Raw genomic sequence first — 20,823 nt, forward strand, 5'->3', positions numbered from 1 at the left:
TTTAATTTTTAAATAATTCAATAAAATATAAAATGAAAAACAGATTAGCGTTAGTGTTTTTAATGACAATGCTTGCAACAGTAGGTGTTGCGCAAACAAAAAATTTTGTGCCTATAACAAAGTCAATGTCAGACGATGATTTGGTAAAGATAGCGGCAAACATTACACCATCACCACAGCAATTGCGTTGGCAACGTTTAGAACTAACGGCATTTTTTCATTTTGGTATCAACACCTTTACCGGACGCGAATGGGGAGATGGGAAAGAGGATCCGAAATTGTTCAACCCAACCGCATTGAATGCAAAACAATGGGTAAAGGCCTGTAAAGATGCGGGAATCAAACAGGTTATTCTTACCGCAAAGCATCACGATGGGTTTTGTTTGTGGCCAAGTAAATTCACGGAACATTCTGTAAAAAATAGCCCTTGGAAAGATGGAAAAGGAGATGTTGTAAAAGAGGTGGCCGATGCCTGTAAAGAATTGGGTGTGGGTTTTGGGGTGTATTTATCACCTTGGGACAGAAATAATGCTTCCTATGGAACGGAGGCTTACAATGATTTTTTTATCAATCAGTTAACGGAATTGCTTACCCAATATGGGAAAGTTGATGAGGTTTGGTTTGATGGAGCCAATGGAGAAGGCCCTAACGGCAAGAAACAGGTATATGATTTTGAAAGATGGTATGCCCATATTCGAAAATTACAACCACAAGCGGTTATTGCAGTCTCGGGTCCTGACGTGCGTTGGGTAGGAACTGAGAGCGGACATGGCCGTGAGGAAGAATGGAGTGTGGTGCCGGTTGGGAAAAAGAATAATTCAAACGAAGGTTCACAAACCAAAGTAGATGCACCGCCCGCTGGAGATATGATGGGCAATGTTCTCGGAAGTCGCAGTCAATTAAGAGATGGAGATGCCTTAAAATGGTATCCTGCCGAAACAGATGTATCGATCCGTCCGGGTTGGTTTTATCATGAATCGGAAGATAAAAAAGTAAAAACACCAGAATATCTGAAAGAGATTTATTTTCATTCGGTAGGAAGAAACGGAGTCTTGTTATTGAATATTCCACCAGATAAAAGAGGATTGCTTACTGATTTTGACATAGCTGCCTTAAAAACCTGGAAAGAAAAATTGGATACTATATTCAAAGTGAATTTTCTGAAAGACGCAAAACCTGTTGGTTCTGTTAAAAAAATAAAAACCTTGTTGGATAGCAATGATGCTACACATCTTTCATTTTCTATGAAAGGGAATGATAATGTAGTCGAAATGAATTTGAATGGGGAAAAAACATTTAATGTTTTAATGCTTCAGGAAAACATTCGCATTGGGCAAAGAGTGGAAAAATTTGTGCTTGAATATTGGGATAAGAAGGAATGGAAAAAGGCAACCGAAGGAACTACTATTGGATTCAAACGTTTGTTGGAGTTTCCGACTGTAACCACATCTAAAGTAAGGTTACGTATTGTATCAGCCAGATTACAGCCGGCATTGGCGGAAATCGGATTGTATTTTAACAAAGAAAAAAAATAATAATGATTGCGAATTACAAACAACATTTGGTTTTGATGGGTTTTCTTTTGGTGTCAATGCATGGATTTACACAATCCAAAATGACGAAGTCGGACTCGATTTACTTGGCAGAAAAAGTGGTGATGGAATCCTTCATTTCAAAAGGGACTTCAACTTATAAGATGCCGGCTAGTCCTGAAGGATATAGCGTGCAACTAATAGGATCGGATAATCTTTCGACAATAACCAAATCGGGAACCATTTTTACTCCGTTAAATAATATGACGGTTAATTTGTTGTTCAAAGCAATTAAAATAAATGATGGCTCCTCTATCGAGATCCCCTATTCTGTAAAGGTAGAAGGAACCTATAAAGATCAAGGAGAGAATATAAAACCCTTTGTGATCCCTTCATTGAGAGAGTGGTATGGAGATAAAGGCAATTTTGTATTGACAGCTAAATCAAGAATTGTGGTGGATGCAAAATATGCATCGGTCCTGATGCAGGCTGCAAAAGTTTTTCAAAATGATCTGGTTGAACAATGCAAAATAAAACCAGTTGTTCTTGCGGGTACTCCCAAAGCCGGTGATATTTTTATCTCGTTAAATGGCAATAAAGAAGAATTGGGAACGGAAGGTTATTCTCTTTCGATCAAAGATTATGTTTCTATCCATGCGGCCGAATATAAAGGAGCTTTTTGGGGAACGCGTACTATTTTGCAAATATTGGATAAGGATGTGCAGCACCGTTCTTTGGCTAAGGGAATTTCAAGGGATTATCCTAAATATGAGGTAAGAGGTTTTCTGCTGGATGTGGGAAGAAAATATTTCAAAATTGATTTTTTACGTGATTATGTAAAGATGATGTCCTATTATAAGATGGGTGACTTTCAGTTGCATCTTAGCGATAATGCTTTTGTAAAACATTTCAATAATGACTGGGATAGTACGTATAGTGGGTTTAGGCTGGAGAATGAGAAATACCCAGAGTTGCCTACCAAAGAGGAATTTTATACCAAGAAAGAGTTTATTGATTTGCAATTGCTTGCCGAAAGTTATGGAATAAATATTATTCCTGAGATTGACGTGCCTGCCCATTCCTTGGCTATCTCCAAAGCATTTCCGCAAATTGCAAGTAAAGAATTTGGCAAAGACCATTTGGACATAAAAAATCCAGAAACCTATACCATTGTAGAAAACATATTTAAAGAATATCTGGAAGGAAAAAATCCGGTGTTTCGTTTTAAAGAAGTTCATATTGGAACAGATGAATACGATAAAAAAGAAGCAGAACCTTTTAGAAAGTTCACCGATCATTTTATAAAATACGTGCAAAGTTTTGGTAAAGATGTACGAATTTGGGGTGCTTTAACGCATGCTGAAGGCATTACTCCAGTTACCTCAAAAGGAGTTACCATGAATGCGTGGTACAACGGCTATGCAGATCCCTTGAAAATGAAGGAATTGGGTTATCCCCTTATCAGCACGCCCGACGGTTTACTTTATATTGTACCCGCGGCAGGCTATTACTACGATTATTTAAACCTAAAATCTTTATATGATAAATGGGAGCCGGTAGTCATTGGCGATGTGGTTTTCAAGATGGGGGATCCCTTTATTAGAGGTGGCATGTTTGCTGTATGGAATGATGTTGCTAAAAATGGAATTACCGCTCAGGATGTTACCGACAGAGTGTTTCCGGCAATTCAAGTGTTGAGTGAAAAAATGTGGACTGGTACAGATACGACGGTAAATTTTGATGAGTTTTCCAGTAAAGCCAAAGGTACAACTGAAGGCCCGGGGCTGAATTTAAGAGGGAAAATTATCGGTAAGGATTCTTTAGTTGTTAATTTTGCCCTGAAAGGCAATGATGAGATAAAAAAACTGCAACATGCAAGCTATGTAACCGAGGGAAACAGAAAAGTATTAAGTCTTAAGAACAGTAATAGTTATGTGAAACTTCCGTACAATGAAATTGGATATAATTATACGGTTAGTTTTAAAATAAATCCTTCGGAAAATAATGCTGCTAATGCAGTCCTTTTTCAATCGAATCATGCGATAGTAAAACTAAAACAGGGTAATACATCTAATCTTGGTTTTTCTCACGAAGGAAAGGATTATGATTTTGGTGTTGCTATTCCTCAAAATGTATGGAGCACCATTGCGATTTCGGGTGATAATAACTCAACGACATTATATCTGAACGGAGAATTGGTTAAAAAGCTCACTAGGGAAAAAATCCCAACAGGCTATAAAAACGATTCGATTTGGGTTATGAAAACGCTGTTCTTTCCTCTAAATACAATTGGAGACAGCAACAATTCTTTTATTGGAAAAATGAAAGATTTGAAAGTATTCAATCAAATTTTATCGGAAACACAAATTCAAGCCATAAAGGAAGAGGATTAAATTACACGCCTAATTTTTTTAAAAAATAACCTTAAAAAAACTATGACCAATATGAGAAAATTATTATTGAGTTTGTTATTTATTTGTGGTTGGATGCAAGTCGTACAATCGCAAAATATAACTTCTTCGAAATCAGAAAAGGATATGGGAACGCTATCACCATCTCCATTGCAAAAGCAAATTATTAACCGTGGATACGGCATGTTCATACATTTTGGGGTGAACACATTTAATCAAGTTGAATGGAGTGATGGCAACTTGCCTGCATCAACTTACAATCCTACTGATTTAGATCCTGACCAATGGGTTGCCACAGCTAAAGAAGCAGGGTTCAGACATATTGTATTAGTTACCAAACATCATGATGGTTTTTGCTTATGGGATAGTAAATACACTGACTATGATGTGGCAGCATCGCCAGTAAAAACGGATGTAATAAAGGCAGTTGCTACAGCTTGTAAAAAATATGGTGTTAAGTTGGGTTTGTACTATTCTTTATGGGATAGGCATGAATCATCGTATAAAGACAAAGACCCTCAAAAATATATTAGTTTCATGAAAGGACAGTTGACAGAATTGCTTTCCAACAACGGTCCAATTTGTGAAATATGGTTTGATGGAGCTTGGGATAGAAAAGCCGAAGACTGGGATATTCTAGGCGTGTATTCCCTGATAAAAAAATTACAACCCGATTGTGCCGTTACGGTGAACCATACAATTGGTGTTGGCAAAGAAAACGCCAATGGAATCGGTCAGCCTAGAAATTTTCAACAAGGCGATATTATTCGATTTTGGCCGGTTGATTTTAGAACCAAAGACCCTAATCTTGCCCGTTACGATGACCCTAAATTATACAATTATGGAGGTCAATTGCGTTATTTGCCTTTTGAACATACTCTTTGTATTTCTGACAGATGGAACTGGTTTCAGAAAAAAGATATTTTACCTGCAAGACCGTTGGATGAATTAGAACAATTGTTTTACTGGTGTACAGCAAATGATAATGTGATGTTGTTAAATGTTCCACCCGACCAAACTGGTAGACTTCGGGAGAATGAACAACAACGTTTATTTGAGCTTGCGGATAGGCTAGGTATTAGAAAGGGGAAAAAACCTTTGCCGGCAGGTCCAAAAAATAGTGCGCTCAAAAGGCCTGTTGTAGCAAATAATACGGCAAAAGATTCGGACGCTAATAATGCCGTAGATTATGATATGGAAAGTTATTGGTTGGCTAAGGATGCTATATCTGCCATAGAAATTAGTTTAGATAAGAACAAACTATTTAATTGCATTTCATTGTTTGAATATGCTGAAATGAAAGACTTAGGCGATGGTTTTTCTTCTATCCGAAATTTTGGTGTCAGTCAATTCAGCATTGAAGTATTTGACGGAAAATCATGGAAGGAAATTTATAAAGGAAAGGAGATAGGCGCATGTCTTACGATTAAATTAAATAAAAAATATCAAGCTGAAAAATTGAGAATAACTATTTTGGATGCTTCAAGGCCAGCGGGGTTTTATCATATCATCGTGGCTGATGGAAAAAAGAATGTACTACGATAACAAATCGCAGGAAAATCTAACGATTGAGGTTTTGCCACAAACGGAAAAGGGATGGCTGAGAATAGTTATCAAAATCAAAGAAAGCCAAGTTGTAAAGTGGCAATAAAATTTAAAAACTAAAAGTATTAACCTTAAAAAAAACTATAACCAATATGAAAAAAATACTATCGAGCCTGTTATTTAGCTGTGTGGCTACAATGGCTTTACAAGCGCAAACTTATACACCCTCTGCTGAAAACTTGGAGGCAAGGAAAGAATTCCAGGATATGAAACTGGGAATGTTCATCCATTGGGGCGCATCGAGCGTTTTGGGAGATGGGGAATGGGTAATGAATAACAGGAAAATCGGTGTCAAAGAGTATGGGCGCCTGATAAATATTTTTAATCCACAAAACTTTGACGCCAAGAAATGGGTGGCGACAGCAAAGGCCGGCGGTATGAAATACATCACTTTCATCACCCGTCATCATGATAGTTTCAGCAATTGGGACACTAAACAATCCGATTGGAAAATTACCAATACGCCTTACGGAAAGGATGCCTTGAAACAATTGGCGGATGAATGTCATAAGGAAGGAATTAAATTGTTTTGTTATTATTCCTTGTTGGATTGGTACCGAAGCGATTACCAATACGAAACGGGAAAAACCGGAAAAGGAACCGGCAGGACACAGAAGAGCGATTGGGAAAGTTACATCCGTTTCATGAAAGCACAATTGACGGAGTTGTTGACCAATTATGGGAAAATTGACGGGATTTGGTTTGACGGACATTGGGATCAATTGGATAATGACCATGATAAAGCGTTGCAATCGAAAGTAAACTGGCACTACGATGAAATTTATAAACTCATTCACTCTTTACAGCCACAATGTTTGATTTCAAACAACCATCATTTAACGCCTTTGCCTGGAGAAGATTTTCAAGCATTCGAAAAAGATTTGCCGGGAGGCAATTCAACTGGTTTCGGTGGACAATCCGTTTCTCAGTTGCCATTAGAAACTTGCGAAACCATGAATGATTCTTGGGGATTTAATATCACAGATAAAAAATACAAATCGACTAAGGATTTAATACATTACATGGTTAATGCAGCCAGCCTTAATGCTAATTTTCTGTTGAATGTTGGTCCAATGCCTGACGGAACCATTCAGCCTGAATTTGTTTCCACCCTAAAAGAAATGGGGGATTGGATGAAAATAAACGGTCAAAGTATTTATGGAACCAGAGGAGCTGTTATGAAAGGGCAGGAATGGGGAGTGGTTACGGCCAAAGACAAAATATGGTACGCACACATCATCAAAACGCCTAAACAATCCTCTTATATTTTTATTCCAAAAGTGAAGAATAAAATTGCGAAGTGCGCCTTGTTCAATGGCAAATTACCATTGAAATTCAAACAGCAACCAGAAGGAGTGTTTGTATATTTGGATGGGGTACAGTTAGATGCAATTGATACGATTTTGGAAATACACTTTAATTAAATTTAAAAAGGAATACGATGAACTTAAAGCTGATTTTATTGTTTATAGTGTGCTGTTTTGCTAAGATATCTTGTGTTCAAGCACAAAATGATTTTAGTATGGCCGCTGATAAAACAGAGGTTGATACTTATGTATGGCCCAAAGACCCAAAGGTAAAAGAGAATCTGGTAACTTGGCAGGGGAACAAATTCGGGATAATTATTCATATGGGGTTATATTCTGAATTAGGTACAATTGAATCGTGGGGTTTATGTCCGGAAGATTGGGTTACACGAGACGGATATGATGATTATTATAAATATGCCACTGATTACAGAAACACCAAATTAAAATTCAATCCAGTCAATTTAGACTCTAAGAAATGGGCTAAAATGTTTAAAGATGCCGGGGCGAAATATATGATATTCACCTCTAAACATCATGAAGGTTTCTGTATGTATGATTCAAAATATACCGATTTTAAAGTGACGGACAAAAGTGTGCCTTATTCTACTAATCCAAAATCGGATATATTGAAAGATGTATTGGATGCTACCAGAAAAGAAGGTTTAGGTGTTGGAGTCTATTTCTCTAAACCAGACTGGTCGACACAAAATTTTTGGTGGTCCTATTATCCTCCAAAAGATAGAAATCCAACATACGACATTACCAAATTTCCGGAAAGATGGAAAAGCTATGTTGAATATACTCAAAACCAAATCAATGAATTAACTACAAATTATGGCAAAATTGACATGTTGTGGTTAGATGGGTGTTGGGTATTGCCTAAGTCATCCATAACCAAAAGGATTGAAGAGTATTGCAAATACCCATATGATATGGATATTAATATGAAATTGATTGCCGAAAAAGCGCGCCAAAAACAGCCGGGAATGCTTGTTGTTGATCGTTGGGTTGCAGGAGAATTCGAGAACTATTTGACACCGGAACAAAAAATGCCCGAAAAAGCTTTACCGGTACCTTGGGAAAGTTGTATCACGATGGGCGGTGCCTGGGGATGGGTTCCAAATGATAGTTATAAATCCTCAAAGGAAATAGTACAACTGTTGGTAAATATTGTGGCAAAGGGAGGTAATTTGCTTCTGGGTATTGGGCCTAATGGCAAAGGGGAGTTCGAGCCCAAAGTGTATCAAAATCTTGCAGAGGTTGGTAAATGGCTTGGTGCAAACGGAGAAGCCATATATGAAACCAAGCCTATTGAACCCTATCTTGATGGGAAAGTGGCATATACCGCAAAAGGGGATGATGTGATTTATGCGATTTATATGCCTGCAAAAGAGGAGAAGGAATTGCCTTCTGAAATTATCGTAAAGACAAAGTTAAAAGGAAAAATTAAAGTTAGCCTACTGGCTTCAAATCAAAAGTTGAGCAGCAAAAATAATGGCGGAGAAATAAAAATTTCAATTCCCCAATCTTTAAGAACAACTTTGGTTAAGCAAGAAGCGGTTGTTATTAAAATCAGTGGATAAAATTGTTTAATTTACAGGACGAATTTTTTCAATGAAATAGCTAGGCTAACATTTATTGGAAAAAAGTAGTAATAAAATAAAAATAGAAAAATGAAACTAATACGTTTTGGAGAAGCCGGTAAAGAGAAACCGGGTATTTTAATTGGTGAAAAAAGATTTGATGTATCTTCAATTGTTACAGATTACAATGAAGCATTTTTTGAAGAAAATGGATTGGAAAAATTAAAAACAGCCTTAGACGAAAATCCATCATTACCGGAAGTGGACGCTTCTGTTCGTTTGGGATCTCCTGTGGCGAGGCCATCAAAAATAATTTGCATTGGCTTAAATTATGTGGATCATTGTCTAGAAACCAATGCGCCAATTCCCGAAGAACCGATTATTTTCTTTAAATCGACCACTGCTTTGTGTGGACCAAATGATGATTTGATCATTCCAAAAAACAGCACGAAAACAGATTGGGAAATAGAATTAGCGTTTGTTGTAGGAAAGAAAGCCAGTTATGTGGAAGAAGCCGATGCGATGGATTATGTGGCAGGCTATTGTTTACATAACGATTACAGCGAAAGAGCGTATCAATTGGAACGTGGTGGTCAATGGGCAAAAGGAAAAGGTTGCGATACATTCGCACCACTTGGCCCCTTCATGGCTACAACAGATGAGATTGCGGATGTAGATAATTTAAAAATGTGGTTGACCGTAAATGGTAAAACCTATCAATGCAGTAATACGTTAAATCTGGTTTTTAAAATACCATTTTTGGTTCATTACCTGAGCCAGTTCATGACTTTGCTTCCAGGTGATATTATCAGTACAGGTACGCCTCCGGGAGTTGGTTTAGGAATTAAACCCGAACCGGTTTATATTAAAGTGGGTGATGTGATTGAATTAGGATTGGAAGGATTAGGATCAAGCAAGCAGGTTGCGGTAGCTTATAAAAAATAAATTATGTCAGTACAAAAATATTGTTTGGCTTTAGACTTAAAAGATGATCCACAGTTGATGGCCGAGTACAAAGCCTATCATCAAAATGTTTGGCCGGAGATTATCAAAAGTATTAAAGATTCTGGAATTGAAGTATTGGATATTTATTGTGTCGGCAACAGAATGTTTATGATTATTGAAGCCAATGAAGGATTTTCTTTCGATGAAAAGTCAAAAAATGATGCTAATAATCCTAAAGTGCAGGAATGGGAAGAATTAATGTGGAAGTTTCAACAGGCGCTGCCATTTGCAAAGTCAGGAGAAAAATGGATGCTAATGGAAAAAATATTTGAATTGAAATGCGAATAGACAGCCACCAGCATTTTTGGAAATACCATCCGGTAAAAGACGCTTGGATTAGTGATGAGATGAAGGTGATTCAGCGGGATTTTTTGCCGGCTGATTTATATCCTTTATTGGAGAAAAATAATATTGATGGCTGTATCGCTGTTCAAGCCGATCAAAGCGAATATGAAACTCATTTTTTGTTGTTATTGGCAAAAGAAAATGATTTCATAAAGGGAGTTGTAGGTTGGATTGATTTAAGGGCAGCTAATCTGGAAGCAAGGTTGGAGCATTTTTTCCAATTTAAAAAATTAAAAGGTTTTCGGCATATAGTACAGGGGGAACCAGAAGTGGATTTCTTGTTACAGGATGATTTTTGCAAAGGAATAGCAAAACTGGCGCAGTATAATTTTACGTATGATCTTTTGATTTTTCCAAAGCATTTACCAGTTGCTGTCGAGTTTGTGAAAAGATTTACCAATCAAAAGTTTGTAATAGACCATTTGGCAAAACCAGATTTCAAGCAAACGGATTTTACAGAATGGGAAAAAGGAATACGGGAGATTGCAACATGTCCCAATGTGATGTGTAAGGTTTCGGGTTTAGTGACCGAAGCGGATTGGAATAATTGGGCAGCAACTGACTTTACCTATTGCTTGGATGTGGTTACAGAGGCTTTTGGAGTTGATCGACTGATGTTTGGCAGTGATTGGCCGGTGAGTTTGCTGGCGGCATCCTATGGAGAATCATGTGATATTGTCGAGCATTATTTTTCGAAATTTTCGAAAGTGGAGCAGGACAAATTCTGGGGTGGGAATGCAATAGAATTTTATCATTTATAAAAAAACGGAAATGAACTTAGATTTAAATAACAAAATAATTATCGTAACCGGAGGAGCCAAAGGAATAGGTTTGGGAATCTGCAAAGTCTTGGCTTCTGAGGGAGCAATCCCTTTTATCATCGGAAGAAGTGAAGAAGATAATAAGGCTGCCGTGAAAGAAATTGAGGCTGCGGGAGGAAAAGCAAAAGCCGTTGTTGCCGAATTGACAAACCCTCAAGACTGTGAAAGAGCCGTAAAACAAGTCGTGGCCGAATGTGGCCGCATCGATGGATTGATCAATAATGCGGGAGTAAACGACGGTGTTGGATTGGAAAATGGCAATTACGAATCTTTCATGGCATCGTTGCATAAAAATCTGGTGCATTATTATTTAATGGCGCATCATGCTTTGCCGGAATTGAAGAAATCCAAAGGAAGTATCGTAAATATTGGTTCAAAAACTGCCGAAACCGGTCAGGGAAATACTTCGGCTTATGCGGCTTCCAATGGCGGTCGCAATGCCTTAACCCGGGAATGGGCGGTGGAATTGTTGCAATACGGCATCCGCGTAAATGCGGTAATTGTGGCGGAGTGTTTTACGCCTTTGTATGAAACATGGATTAAAACATTTGATAATCCCGAGGAGAAATTAAAAGAAATCACGGATAAAATTCCGTTTGAAAAAAGAATGACCACAACAGAGGAAATAGCCAACATGGTTGCCTTTCTTTTATCCGAAAGATCCAGCCATACCACGGGACAGTTGATTCATGTGGATGGCGGGTATACCCATTTGGATAGGGCGTTATAAATTTAAAAACTATAAATATCAATACATGAAATATATTTTTTTAATCTTCTTTGCAACATGTTCAATAACAATTTTTGCCCAAAAAAATAACATAGTTCCTACTCCTTCAAAGGTTCCCAATGAAGCACAAAAGAAAATGATTGCTCGTAAGTATGGTATGTTCATTCATTTTGGGATCAATACTTTTGTGAATCAGGAATGGACAGATGGTTCAATAGCAGCCTCATCTTATAATCCAACAATGATAGATGCTGAGCAATGGGTAAAAACTGCGAAAAATGCAGGGATGAAGTATGTAATTTTAATTACAAAACACCACGATGGTTTTTGCTTATGGGATAGTAAGTATACCGAGTATGATGTAGCCAATTCTGGTAACAAAACCAATGTAGTGGAAGCAGTAGCTAAAGCCTGTAAAAAATATAATATCGGATTGGGTTTATATTATTCGCTTTGGGATAGAAATAAAAATGCCGATACGAAAGACAGCACTTTAGATGCTAAATACAATCAATACATGATTAATCAATTGGATGAATTAATTTCCATAGCAAAAAAACACACAGATATTGTGGAATTTTGGTTTGATGGTGGGTGGGAAAAACCAAATTACAGATGGCCAACACAAGATATTTACAATACAATAAAGTCGAGGGAACCAAATTGCCAAGTAGGAATAAATTGGACTATTGGTTTGCCCGAAAACCCCGATTACCATTTGGTAGAGCCTAAAGATCAAAAAGAAGGTTACCCTTTTCGTTATTTTCCAAGCGATTTTAGATTGGGTGACCCCTATTTGCCTAAAGAAAATGACCCGAAAATATTTACACATGATGGAAAGGAGTATTATTTACCATGGGAATCGACTGTATGTATGAGCAAAAAATGGTTTTTTAATACAACAGACACAACTTACAAGTCAGTAGATGAATTATATGACTTGTATAAAAAAGCCACTGCACAGGACAATGTTTTAATTCTTAATTGTCCGCCCAATACTGAAGGTAAAATGAGAAAAAAGGACATTGACTTATTACTGGCTCTTAAAAAGAAAATAGAGGAGAAGTAAAAGTTGATGAATTGAACATGCTAAAAAGAGTTCGTGTTTAATCATTTGATTATAAGCGCCATACGTTCAATAGGTTACTTTGTTTTTGGTAAAATGAGAAAATTAAAATGAATAAAATAAGTATAATATTTATCTCCATGTTTTGTACCTGCCTGACTGTTGCTGGACAGGCACAAAACATGATTCAGGCAAGTAGTTTTGGTATAAGGTCCAATAGTTTTGAAAACGCAAGTCAAGGAATTAAAAAGACTATTGAATTTTGTAAAGGCAAGCCAAATGTAACTTTAGTACTGCCTGGAGGTCGTATTGACTTATGGCCGGAAGGAGCCTATAAACGCGAACTTTATATTTCCAACACAACTGAGGATGATACATTATCGAAGGTTAAAAATATCGGATTTTTATTAGAAAATTTTAAGAACCTGACTATAGAAGGGAACAATACTTTGATTGTTCTTCATGGAAAAATGGTGTCGTTTGCTATTTTGAACAGTGAAAATGTTCAATTAAAAAATATTCGATTTGACTATGAACGGCCAACAATGTCGGAATTAACGATTAGTTCCGTGTCTCCTAATTCAATTGAAACGGTAATTCATCCGGATTCGAAATATCTTATTGATAACGGTCAAATTAGTTTTTATGGAGAAGGATGGAAGAGTAAATCCTATCACGCGATACTTTTTGAGGCTGATAAAAGTCTGATGAAATATAGTTCATTTGAGCCATTTAGTAAAAGCAAGGCTATTCAAACCAGTCCTTTACATGTAACCTTTCAAGGACATTTTTCAAAATCAAGTTTTCGTCCCGGAGACATTTTAACTATTCGCGAAGCTTATCGTGATAATTGCGGAGGTTTTATCCACTTGAGTAAAAACATTAAGCTTGAAAATGTGAAAATGCACTTCATGCATGGGTTGGGAATCATTTCTCAATTTACCGAAAATATTTCATTTTCAAAAGTTATCGTAGCTCCACAGGAAAATTCGGGAAGGATCATTGCATCGTTTGCCGATTGTTTCCATTTTTCGGGATGCAAAGGCAAAATTTTAATTGACGGTTGCCTTACTTCAGGTTCGCACGATGATCCGATCAATGTTCATGGAACTCACATGAAGATCATGGCTGTTGCCAAAGACAAAAAAATAACAGTTCGTTTTATGCACCATCAGACCTATGGATTTGAAGCTTTTTTTGCAAAAGACAGTATTGTTTTTGTAAATCCTCAAACGCTTATGCCGGTAGGGTATGCTAAACTTAAAACCGCAAAGCTGATAAATAAACGAGAAATGGAACTGGAGTTAGACGGAGAGTTACCGGTAAATCTGAAAATAGGCGATTGTATAGAGAATATTACTTGGACTCCGGAAGTGACCATTCGAAATTCCCGTTTCGAAAGAACCAATACCAGAGGATTGCTACTAACAACCCGCAGGAAAATTTTAATAGAGAATAATACTTTTTACCGTACAGGTATGCACGCTATACTGATAGCCAATGACGCATCAAGTTGGTTCGAATCCGGATCTGTACAGGACGTAACTATTCGGAATAATACTTTTGAAGAATGTGCCTATAATTCGGCACCGGATAATTATATAATCGCCATTGCACCGGAAAATCACCAATTGGTAAATGGATATTATGTGCACAGAAATATTCGCATAGAGAACAACACGTTTAAGGTATATGATCGTCCCATTATGACGGCGCGTTCTACCGATGGATTGGTATTTAGTAACAACACCATAAATCAATCAAATTTACTGAATGCCGGGACAAATGAATCGGTATTTAGATTAACTGCCTGCAAAAATGTGGTCATTCAGAAAAACAAGTTCAATACAACTTGGTTGCCGAAAATCACATTAGATCAAATGTCCGAAAAGGAACTGAAGACCGATGTTAAGACCTTGAAAAATAAGTAAACATACTATGGGATCAATAAAAATTACCATTAAAAAATTTGCAGTTATGCTGTTTTTGGGATTTGGGATGAATCAGATTCTGGCCCAAGAAAAAGAATATTATCCAGATCCTAATCCTGTTATTCAACAAAGATTGGAGGAATGGAAAGATTTGAAATTTGGTCTGCTGATGCATTGGGGAACCTACAGCCAGTGGGGTATTGTGGAAAGTTGGAGTATTTGTCCGGAAGATCTTAGTTGGGCTACGGGCGGGCGGAAACCAGGCGTGGCCGATAATTATAATGATTATTTAAATACCTATGAAAACCTGAAAACCATTTTCAATCCAGTGAAATTTAATCCCGAAAAATGGGCTGCAGCTGCCAAGAATGCCGGAATGAAATACATGGTGTTTACCACCAAGCACCACGACGGATTTTGTATGTTCGACAGTAAATATACCGACTATAAGATTACTGATAAAGGTTCTCCGTTTTCAACCAATCCGAGGAGTGATGTGACCAAAGAAATTTTTTCGGCCTTTAGGAAGGAGAATTTTTGGATCGGGGCTTATTTTTCCAAGCCCGACTGGCACAGTGATTATTATTGGTGGAAACAATTTCCGCCAAGTGACCGCAATGCTAACTATTCGATTCAGAAGTATCCTGAACAATGGAAAAAATTCGTTGATTTTACCCATAACCAAATTAATGAATTGGCGAGCAATTATGGTAAGCTTGATATTCTTTGGCTTGATGGCGGTTGGGTGCGTAAGAAAACAGATCTGGAAATAAAGGATGCATTATCGGAAGTTTCCGAAGGCAGTCGTTGGGCTCGTAATCCTCAAAGCCAGGATATCGATATGCCACGATTGGTTAAAGAAGTGAGAGCAAAACAACCTAAGTTGATCGTTGTAGACAGAGCTGTTCCGGGAGAACAACAAAATTATCTTACTCCCGAACAGCATATACCGGATACCGGTTTGCCTTATCCATGGGAGACTTGCATGACTATGGGAAATAGCTGGAGTTATGTACCTAATGATGTTTACAAACCGGCTAACGAAATCATCGAGAAATTAGTTGACGTGGTAAGTAAAGGAGGAAACTATTTGTTGAATATTGGTCCGGGGCCAGATGGCGAGCTGGATCCGGTGGCTTACCAGCGTTTGAAAGAGGTAGGGAATTGGATAAAAACAAATGGAGAGGCGATATACGGTAGTCGAATGTTTACCGTTTTTGGGGAAGGCGAAAAAACTCGTTACACCCAAACCAAGGATGGCCATGCAAAATATATTTTTCTGTTTGATTTTCCGAAAGGGAAACAGCTGTTAACGAAAATCACATTTTCTAAAAACACTAAACTGGAATTGTTGGGAAGTAAATCCAAACTTTCTTGGAAGCAGAATGGAAATGCTGTTGAGGTAAGTATTCCGGCCTCTCTTAAATCAGTTACCGACCACGTGTGGGTGATTAAAGTTTCCAACTAATTTTTATGTTAATGATCAATAAAAGTAAAATCATGAGACCAATAATTATAGCTTTTCTATTAGGCGTTTTTCTCAATACCCATGCTCAAGAGAGTATAAGACCTCCGTCGGCCGTTCTGCCTGTTCCTTCTGCCGAACAACTGGCTTGGCATGAAATGGAGATGAACGCATTTATTCACTTTACCACGAATACTTTTACGGGTAAAGAATGGGGTTTAGGTGATGAAAAACCTGCTGTATTCAACCCTAGTGCTGCAAATCCGGAGCAATGGATAACGGTTCTTAAGGATTCTGGTTTTAAGGGTGTTATATTGACCACTAAGCATCATGATGGTTTTTGTTTGTGGCCTTCTAAATACACCGAACATTCGGTTAAAAATAGTCCTTATAAAAATGGTAAAGGCGATATTGTCAAAGAGGTATCAGATGCCTGTAAAAAGAATGATTTAAAATTTGGAATTTACTTATCACCCTGGGATAGGAATCATGCGCAATATGGGAAACCCGCCTATATTGAATATTACCGAAATCAACTGAAGGAACTTATAGCTAATTATGGACCCGTATTTGAAATTTGGTTTGATGGAGCAAATGGAGGTAGTGGTTTTTATGGTGGCGCAAATGAAAACAGGAAAATTAACGGAGCAACTTATTATGACTGGCCAGGCACTATTTCTCTTGTCCGTAACATGTTGCCCAATGTGATTTTTTTTAGCGATGCAGGACCAAGTATTCGTTGGGTTGGCAATGAAAGAGGCAGTGCCGGTAAAACAAATTGGAATACTATTTCAATAGATACACTTTATGCCGGGAAGCCAGGAATAGACGATTTGTTGAATAAAGGTTCGGAAGACGGAACAAGTTGGGTACCGGCTGAAACGGATGTTTCTATCAGACCCGGTTGGTTTTACCATAAGGAAGAAGATGCACTTGTTAAGACACCGGAACAATTGTTTGAAATTTATCTTAGCTCGGTTGGAAGAGGCTCTACCTTGTTACTCAACATGCCGCCAGACCGACGTGGATTGATTCATGAAAATGATGTCAAGTCACTGAAAGGATTTCGTAAATTATTGGACAGTGAATTTAAAAATAATCTGGCAGTAAAAGCAGCTATAAAAGCAAGCAGTTATCGTGGAAATAGTAAAATATATGCAGCTGAAAAAATGTTGGATAACAATACCGAAACCTATTGGGCAACAAATGGCGCTGTAACAACAGCCACTATTGATATTGATTTAAAGGGGGTAAAGGCAATTAAATATATCGTTCTTCAGGAGTATATCAAATTAGGGCAAAGGGTGAAGTCATTCACAGTAGAAGCCTTGATTGACAATAAGTGGCAAACTGTTGAACAGGCAACCACAATTGGGTACAAACGCATTTTGAAACTCAATAATTTGAAAACAAATAAGATAAGGATTTCCATTTTAGATTCAAAATCCTGTCCGCTAATCTCTTCGCTTAAAATATATTAATCGATAATCACAATAATTGCTAACCCTGCCTGCTGGGGTAATAAAGTTTCAAATTAATAGCCATAAATAAAGATGAATAGTCCCAAACGCTTGTTTTTTCGTAATGCAATCCTCATTTTTTTACTGAGTATGGTGATTACTCCTGCAATGTTCTCACAAAATAAATCGATCATAAGAATGGGGTCAACAGATACCCGTTCTTTTGACGAAAATTGGTTATTTTCCCGTTTCGGATTGCAAGCCGACGGTTCAAGAATTGAGGAGTCACAGCATTTGGAAAGTGAAACATTCAATGACAGCGCTTGGCAAAAACTAAATTTACCACATGATTGGGCCATTACCGGTCCATTTCGTAGCGAGTTGACTGGTGAAACGGGTAAATTGCCATGGAAAGCAATTGGCTGGTACAGAAAACATTTTACAGTTCCCGCAAGCGATGCAGGTAAGCTGATTTTTGTAGATTTTGATGGTGCTATGGCTTACGCCAAAATCTGGCTCAACGGGAAATATGTTGGAACTTGGCCTTATGGCTATAATTCTTTCCGAATGGATTTAACGCCATTCATCAAACCGGGTCAGGAAAACATATTGGCCGTGCGACTGGATACTGAAAGTTGGGATTCCCGTTGGTATCCTGGCGGAGGGATTTACCGTCATGTGTGGTTAGTAAAAACCAATCCCGTGCATGTGGGTCATTGGGGAACTTATATCACGACTCCTAAAATAACCAACAAAAGCGCATTGGTAAAATTGGCTGTTACGGTTGATAATGCGACCAATAAAAAAGTGAATGCCATAGTGCGTACTTCATTGTTTGAATTGGACGTAAACAACAAACCAAAAACAAAAGTAGCCACTACAAAGGAATCAATCTTGGAATTGAAACCCGGAACCAGTACGGTGACGGAATCAGAGGTTGCTATTGCCAATCCGAAGCGTTGGGATATTAAAAGCCCGAATCGTTATGTGGCGCAAACCAGCATTAGCATTAACGGAAAAATTGTGGATACCTACAACACTCCTTTTGGAATCCGTACGATAGAATTTACGGCAACAAAAGGTTTCTTGTTGAATGGCAAAAGGGTGGAAATTAAGGGAACTTGTAATCATCATGATTTAGGAGCTCTCGGTGCCGCCATCAACACCAGCGCCTTAAGAAGACAGTTGAAAATGTTGCAGGATATGGGATGTAATTCGTTGAGAACTTCGCATAATCCACCTGCACCTGAGTTGTTAGAATTAGCTGATCAGATGGGTTTCTTGGTTTGGGATGAAGCTTTTGATGCTTGGAAGACAGGGAAAAAGAAAAATGACTACAATAAATTGTATGACGAATGGCATGAAAAAGATTTAAAGGCTTTAGTCCACAGGGATCGCAACCATCCTTCGGTATTCATTTGGTCGATAGGGAATGAGGTTATGAACCAACGCGATGTGGAAATGACCAAACATTTGGCCGATATTATGCGTAAAGAAGATCCGACAAGGCCAGTTTCCAACGGATACAATGACCCGGACGGTGGCCGAGATGTGGGAGCAGTGGTAAGCCTGGATATTATGGGGGTCAATTATTTTTTCAGTCAGCAACCCAAATGGGATGCAGATCCCCGCTATAAAGACAAACCGACCATAGGTAGCGAAACGGCTTCGACCGTGAGTTCTCGTGGCGAGTATTTCTTTGATGACAAATACAACAAAAAGACCTGGCAAATTTCGTCTTATGACGATGCGTTCCCAGGTTGGGGTTGTTCGCCTGACGAACAATTTCGTACCAACGCTAAATTCCCGAATTTATTAGGCGAATACGTTTGGACCGGTTTTGATTATTTAGGCGAACCAACTCCTTATAATTCGGATGAAACCAACCTGCTTAATTTTAGATCAGATCCTTCCAAAAAAGCGGAGTTGGAGAAAAAACTGGAAGAACTTAGAAAATCTAATCCACCATCAAGAAGCAGTTATTTCGGAATCATTGATTTGGCAGGTTTCCCAAAAGACCGTTTCTATAGTTACCAATCACACTGGAGGCCTGAATTGCCTGTGGCCCATATTTTTCCGCATTGGAACTGGAGCGAACGAATTGGACTTGTAACTCCGGTGCATGTGTATACTTCCGGCGATGAAGCCGAATTGTTTTTGAATGGCAAAAGCCTTGGACGAAAAAAAATGACTCCGGGCAAAGACTTCCGTTTAATTTGGGAGGATGTCAAATATATTCCGGGTGAATTGAAAGTGGTTTGTTATAAAAACGGAAAACAATGGGCAACTGATGTGGTAAAAACAACGGGAGAGTCAGCAAAGCTTATCCTTTCAGCAGATCGTTCCGTTATCATGGCAGATGGAAGCGATTTGTCTTTCATTACTGTGAAAGTAACCGATAAAGAAGGACTAACCGTTCCGCGTTCGCATTCATTAATCAAATTTTCTATAGAAGGACCAGGAGAAATTGTGGCAACGGACAATGGTGATGCCACCAGTTTCGTGCCTTTTCAAAGTCACGAACGACAAGCTTTTAATGGAATGGCCTTGGTTATCGTAAAAGCAAAGAAAGGACAGAAAGGTTTATTTACGGTTAAAGCGGAGAGTGATGGTTTGGACGCAAGAAAAATAAATGTATCGATAAAATAAAACAGCTAATGTAGTTTAAGAAAGCTCGCAATTCCAATCGTATGTGTTGGGATTGCGAACCTTTTTGGGGTATTTTTTTTAGCATTGGGTTAAGAATCAGTAAAATATCTTTAGTTTGTTTTTGGCAATGTAAAAAAAATAAATATATTTGTAATATGTATGAACATATGAACAAAATACCTTTGCTGGATCATGACAGCAAAGTGCCTTTGCATAAACAGGCCGAAGAGAAATTAAGGGAACTTATTAAACATCCTGATTTCAGTACAGGGGAATTGTTTCCAAAAGAAACAGATCTCGCCCAACGCTGGGGAATTTCCAGAAATACGCTTCGTCAGGCTATTAGTATCTTGGTGAGTGAAAATCTATTGGAGCGGAAAAAAAGATCTGGTACGAGGGTTTCCCAACATCGAATCACGACCAACCTGAACAACTGGATGAGTTTTACCCGTGAAATGGAAGACATGGGATTGGCCTTTAAAAATCTAATGATTAAGGTCCAAAAGATCAAAGCCAGTTTAGAGGTTGCTAAGAGTTTACAGATAGAAGAAGGCGATGAAGTGATTCTTTTACAGCGTACCCGTAGCATGGACGATAGTCCGATGGTATATTTTGAATCCTATTTGCATCCTCGAACTGGGGTTGCTGAAAATGAGGATTTTGAGAAACCGCTTTATGAGTTATTGGATCGTGACCATAACATTGTTCCGGTATACTCCCAAGAAGAACTAAAAGCCATTGCGGCAACCAAGAAAATTTCCGGGTTACTTAAAATAGAAAAAGGGCAACCGGTTCTTGAAAGAAAGAGGACTGTTCTGGATGCGGGAAGAAGACCCATTGAATATAACATCTGTTATTATCGTAACGATTGGTTTACGTATAGTATCGAAATAAAACGTTCAATTTGAGT

Annotated in this window: 15 protein-coding genes; all 15 read left to right on the forward strand. The window is 38.1% G+C overall.

From position 1 onward, the window contains the following. Nucleotides 1–32 precede the first annotated feature (32 nt). The 15 genes from ACNQGX_RS12850 (at nt 33) to ACNQGX_RS12920 (ending at nt 20,821) form a co-directional block, all read left to right on the forward strand. Entirely contained in the window at nt 33–1,535 is a 1,503-nt protein-coding gene (locus ACNQGX_RS12850; protein ID WP_417976829.1) for an alpha-L-fucosidase, read from the forward strand. A 2-nt stretch (nt 1,536–1,537) separates the two neighbouring features. After that, nucleotides 1,538–3,925: a family 20 glycosylhydrolase gene (locus ACNQGX_RS12855; protein ID WP_417976831.1), complete on the forward strand. Its 2,388-nt coding sequence runs from the start codon at nt 1,538–1,540 to the stop codon at nt 3,923–3,925. 51 nt (nt 3,926–3,976) lie between these two features. Continuing rightward, nucleotides 3,977–5,488, forward strand: coding sequence for an alpha-L-fucosidase (locus ACNQGX_RS12860; RefSeq protein WP_417976833.1), 1,512 nt, complete (start codon nt 3,977–3,979; stop codon nt 5,486–5,488). A 152-nt stretch (nt 5,489–5,640) separates the two neighbouring features. Next, entirely contained in the window at nt 5,641–6,972 is a 1,332-nt protein-coding gene (locus tag ACNQGX_RS12865) for an alpha-L-fucosidase (RefSeq protein WP_417976835.1), read from the forward strand. Between the two features lie 17 nt (nt 6,973–6,989). Next, entirely contained in the window at nt 6,990–8,441 is a 1,452-nt protein-coding gene (locus tag ACNQGX_RS12870) for an alpha-L-fucosidase (protein ID WP_417976836.1), read from the forward strand. 90 nt (nt 8,442–8,531) lie between these two features. Then, nucleotides 8,532–9,386 (forward strand): fumarylacetoacetate hydrolase family protein, encoded by an 855-nt coding sequence (locus tag ACNQGX_RS12875; protein WP_417976838.1) that lies wholly within the window; start codon nt 8,532–8,534, stop codon nt 9,384–9,386. Nucleotides 9,387–9,389: 3 nt separating this feature from the next. Further along, the gene (locus ACNQGX_RS12880; protein ID WP_417976840.1) at nt 9,390–9,734 is read left to right on the forward strand and encodes an L-rhamnose mutarotase; all 345 of its coding nucleotides are present in this window, start codon (nt 9,390–9,392) and stop codon (nt 9,732–9,734) included. Then, a complete protein-coding gene (locus ACNQGX_RS12885; protein ID WP_417976842.1) occupies nt 9,725–10,552 on the forward strand; it encodes an amidohydrolase family protein in 828 nt (275 codons plus the stop codon). Before ACNQGX_RS12880 ends, ACNQGX_RS12885 begins: the two co-directional genes overlap by 10 nt. Nucleotides 10,553–10,562: 10 nt before the next feature. Continuing rightward, nucleotides 10,563–11,342, forward strand: a complete 780-nt coding sequence (locus tag ACNQGX_RS12890; protein ID WP_417976844.1) for an SDR family oxidoreductase — start codon at nt 10,563–10,565, stop codon at nt 11,340–11,342. Between the two features lie 25 nt (nt 11,343–11,367). Continuing rightward, on the forward strand, nt 11,368–12,411 hold the full coding sequence (locus tag ACNQGX_RS12895) for an alpha-L-fucosidase (RefSeq protein WP_417976846.1): 1,044 nt from the start codon (nt 11,368–11,370) through the stop codon (nt 12,409–12,411). A 107-nt stretch (nt 12,412–12,518) separates the two neighbouring features. After that, entirely contained in the window at nt 12,519–14,339 is a 1,821-nt protein-coding gene (locus ACNQGX_RS12900; RefSeq protein ID WP_417976848.1) for a right-handed parallel beta-helix repeat-containing protein, read from the forward strand. A 7-nt stretch (nt 14,340–14,346) separates the two neighbouring features. Continuing rightward, nucleotides 14,347–15,807, forward strand: coding sequence for an alpha-L-fucosidase (locus ACNQGX_RS12905; RefSeq protein ID WP_417976850.1), 1,461 nt, complete (start codon nt 14,347–14,349; stop codon nt 15,805–15,807). A gap of 32 nt (nt 15,808–15,839) precedes the next feature. Next, the gene (locus ACNQGX_RS12910; RefSeq protein ID WP_417976852.1) at nt 15,840–17,285 is read left to right on the forward strand and encodes an alpha-L-fucosidase; all 1,446 of its coding nucleotides are present in this window, start codon (nt 15,840–15,842) and stop codon (nt 17,283–17,285) included. 177 nt (nt 17,286–17,462) lie between these two features. Next, nucleotides 17,463–19,913 (forward strand): beta-galactosidase GalB, encoded by a 2,451-nt coding sequence (galB, locus tag ACNQGX_RS12915; protein WP_417976854.1) that lies wholly within the window; start codon nt 17,463–17,465, stop codon nt 19,911–19,913. 167 nt (nt 19,914–20,080) lie between these two features. Continuing rightward, complete coding sequence (locus ACNQGX_RS12920; protein ID WP_417976856.1) at nt 20,081–20,821, forward strand: GntR family transcriptional regulator; 741 nt, start codon at nt 20,081–20,083, stop codon at nt 20,819–20,821. Nucleotides 20,822–20,823 lie beyond the last annotated feature (2 nt).

Origin of the sequence: Flavobacterium glycogeni, from assembly GCF_048286775.1 — a bacterium.
In the GTDB taxonomy this organism is placed as follows: Bacteria; Bacteroidota; Bacteroidia; order Flavobacteriales; family Flavobacteriaceae; genus Flavobacterium.

What these genes read in the sequence shown, in the direction of transcription:
- ACNQGX_RS12895 (WP_417976846.1), top strand. Translation starts at nt 11,368, where the DNA reads ATGAAATATATTTTTTTAATCTTCTTTGCAACATGTTCAATAACAATT.
- galB (WP_417976854.1), top strand. Translation starts at nt 17,463, where the DNA reads ATGGGGTCAACAGATACCCGTTCTTTTGACGAAAATTGGTTATTTTCC.
- ACNQGX_RS12900 (WP_417976848.1), top strand. Translation starts at nt 12,519, where the DNA reads ATGAATAAAATAAGTATAATATTTATCTCCATGTTTTGTACCTGCCTG.
- ACNQGX_RS12850 (WP_417976829.1), top strand. Translation starts at nt 33, where the DNA reads ATGAAAAACAGATTAGCGTTAGTGTTTTTAATGACAATGCTTGCAACA.
- ACNQGX_RS12875 (WP_417976838.1), top strand. Translation starts at nt 8,532, where the DNA reads ATGAAACTAATACGTTTTGGAGAAGCCGGTAAAGAGAAACCGGGTATT.
- ACNQGX_RS12870 (WP_417976836.1), top strand. Translation starts at nt 6,990, where the DNA reads ATGAACTTAAAGCTGATTTTATTGTTTATAGTGTGCTGTTTTGCTAAG.
- ACNQGX_RS12865 (WP_417976835.1), top strand. Translation starts at nt 5,641, where the DNA reads ATGAAAAAAATACTATCGAGCCTGTTATTTAGCTGTGTGGCTACAATG.
- ACNQGX_RS12855 (WP_417976831.1), top strand. Translation starts at nt 1,538, where the DNA reads ATGATTGCGAATTACAAACAACATTTGGTTTTGATGGGTTTTCTTTTG.
- ACNQGX_RS12905 (WP_417976850.1), top strand. Translation starts at nt 14,347, where the DNA reads ATGGGATCAATAAAAATTACCATTAAAAAATTTGCAGTTATGCTGTTT.
- ACNQGX_RS12920 (WP_417976856.1), top strand. Translation starts at nt 20,081, where the DNA reads ATGAACAAAATACCTTTGCTGGATCATGACAGCAAAGTGCCTTTGCAT.
- ACNQGX_RS12880 (WP_417976840.1), top strand. Translation starts at nt 9,390, where the DNA reads ATGTCAGTACAAAAATATTGTTTGGCTTTAGACTTAAAAGATGATCCA.
- ACNQGX_RS12885 (WP_417976842.1), top strand. Translation starts at nt 9,725, where the DNA reads ATGCGAATAGACAGCCACCAGCATTTTTGGAAATACCATCCGGTAAAA.
- ACNQGX_RS12910 (WP_417976852.1), top strand. Translation starts at nt 15,840, where the DNA reads ATGAGACCAATAATTATAGCTTTTCTATTAGGCGTTTTTCTCAATACC.
- ACNQGX_RS12890 (WP_417976844.1), top strand. Translation starts at nt 10,563, where the DNA reads ATGAACTTAGATTTAAATAACAAAATAATTATCGTAACCGGAGGAGCC.
- ACNQGX_RS12860 (WP_417976833.1), top strand. Translation starts at nt 3,977, where the DNA reads ATGAGAAAATTATTATTGAGTTTGTTATTTATTTGTGGTTGGATGCAA.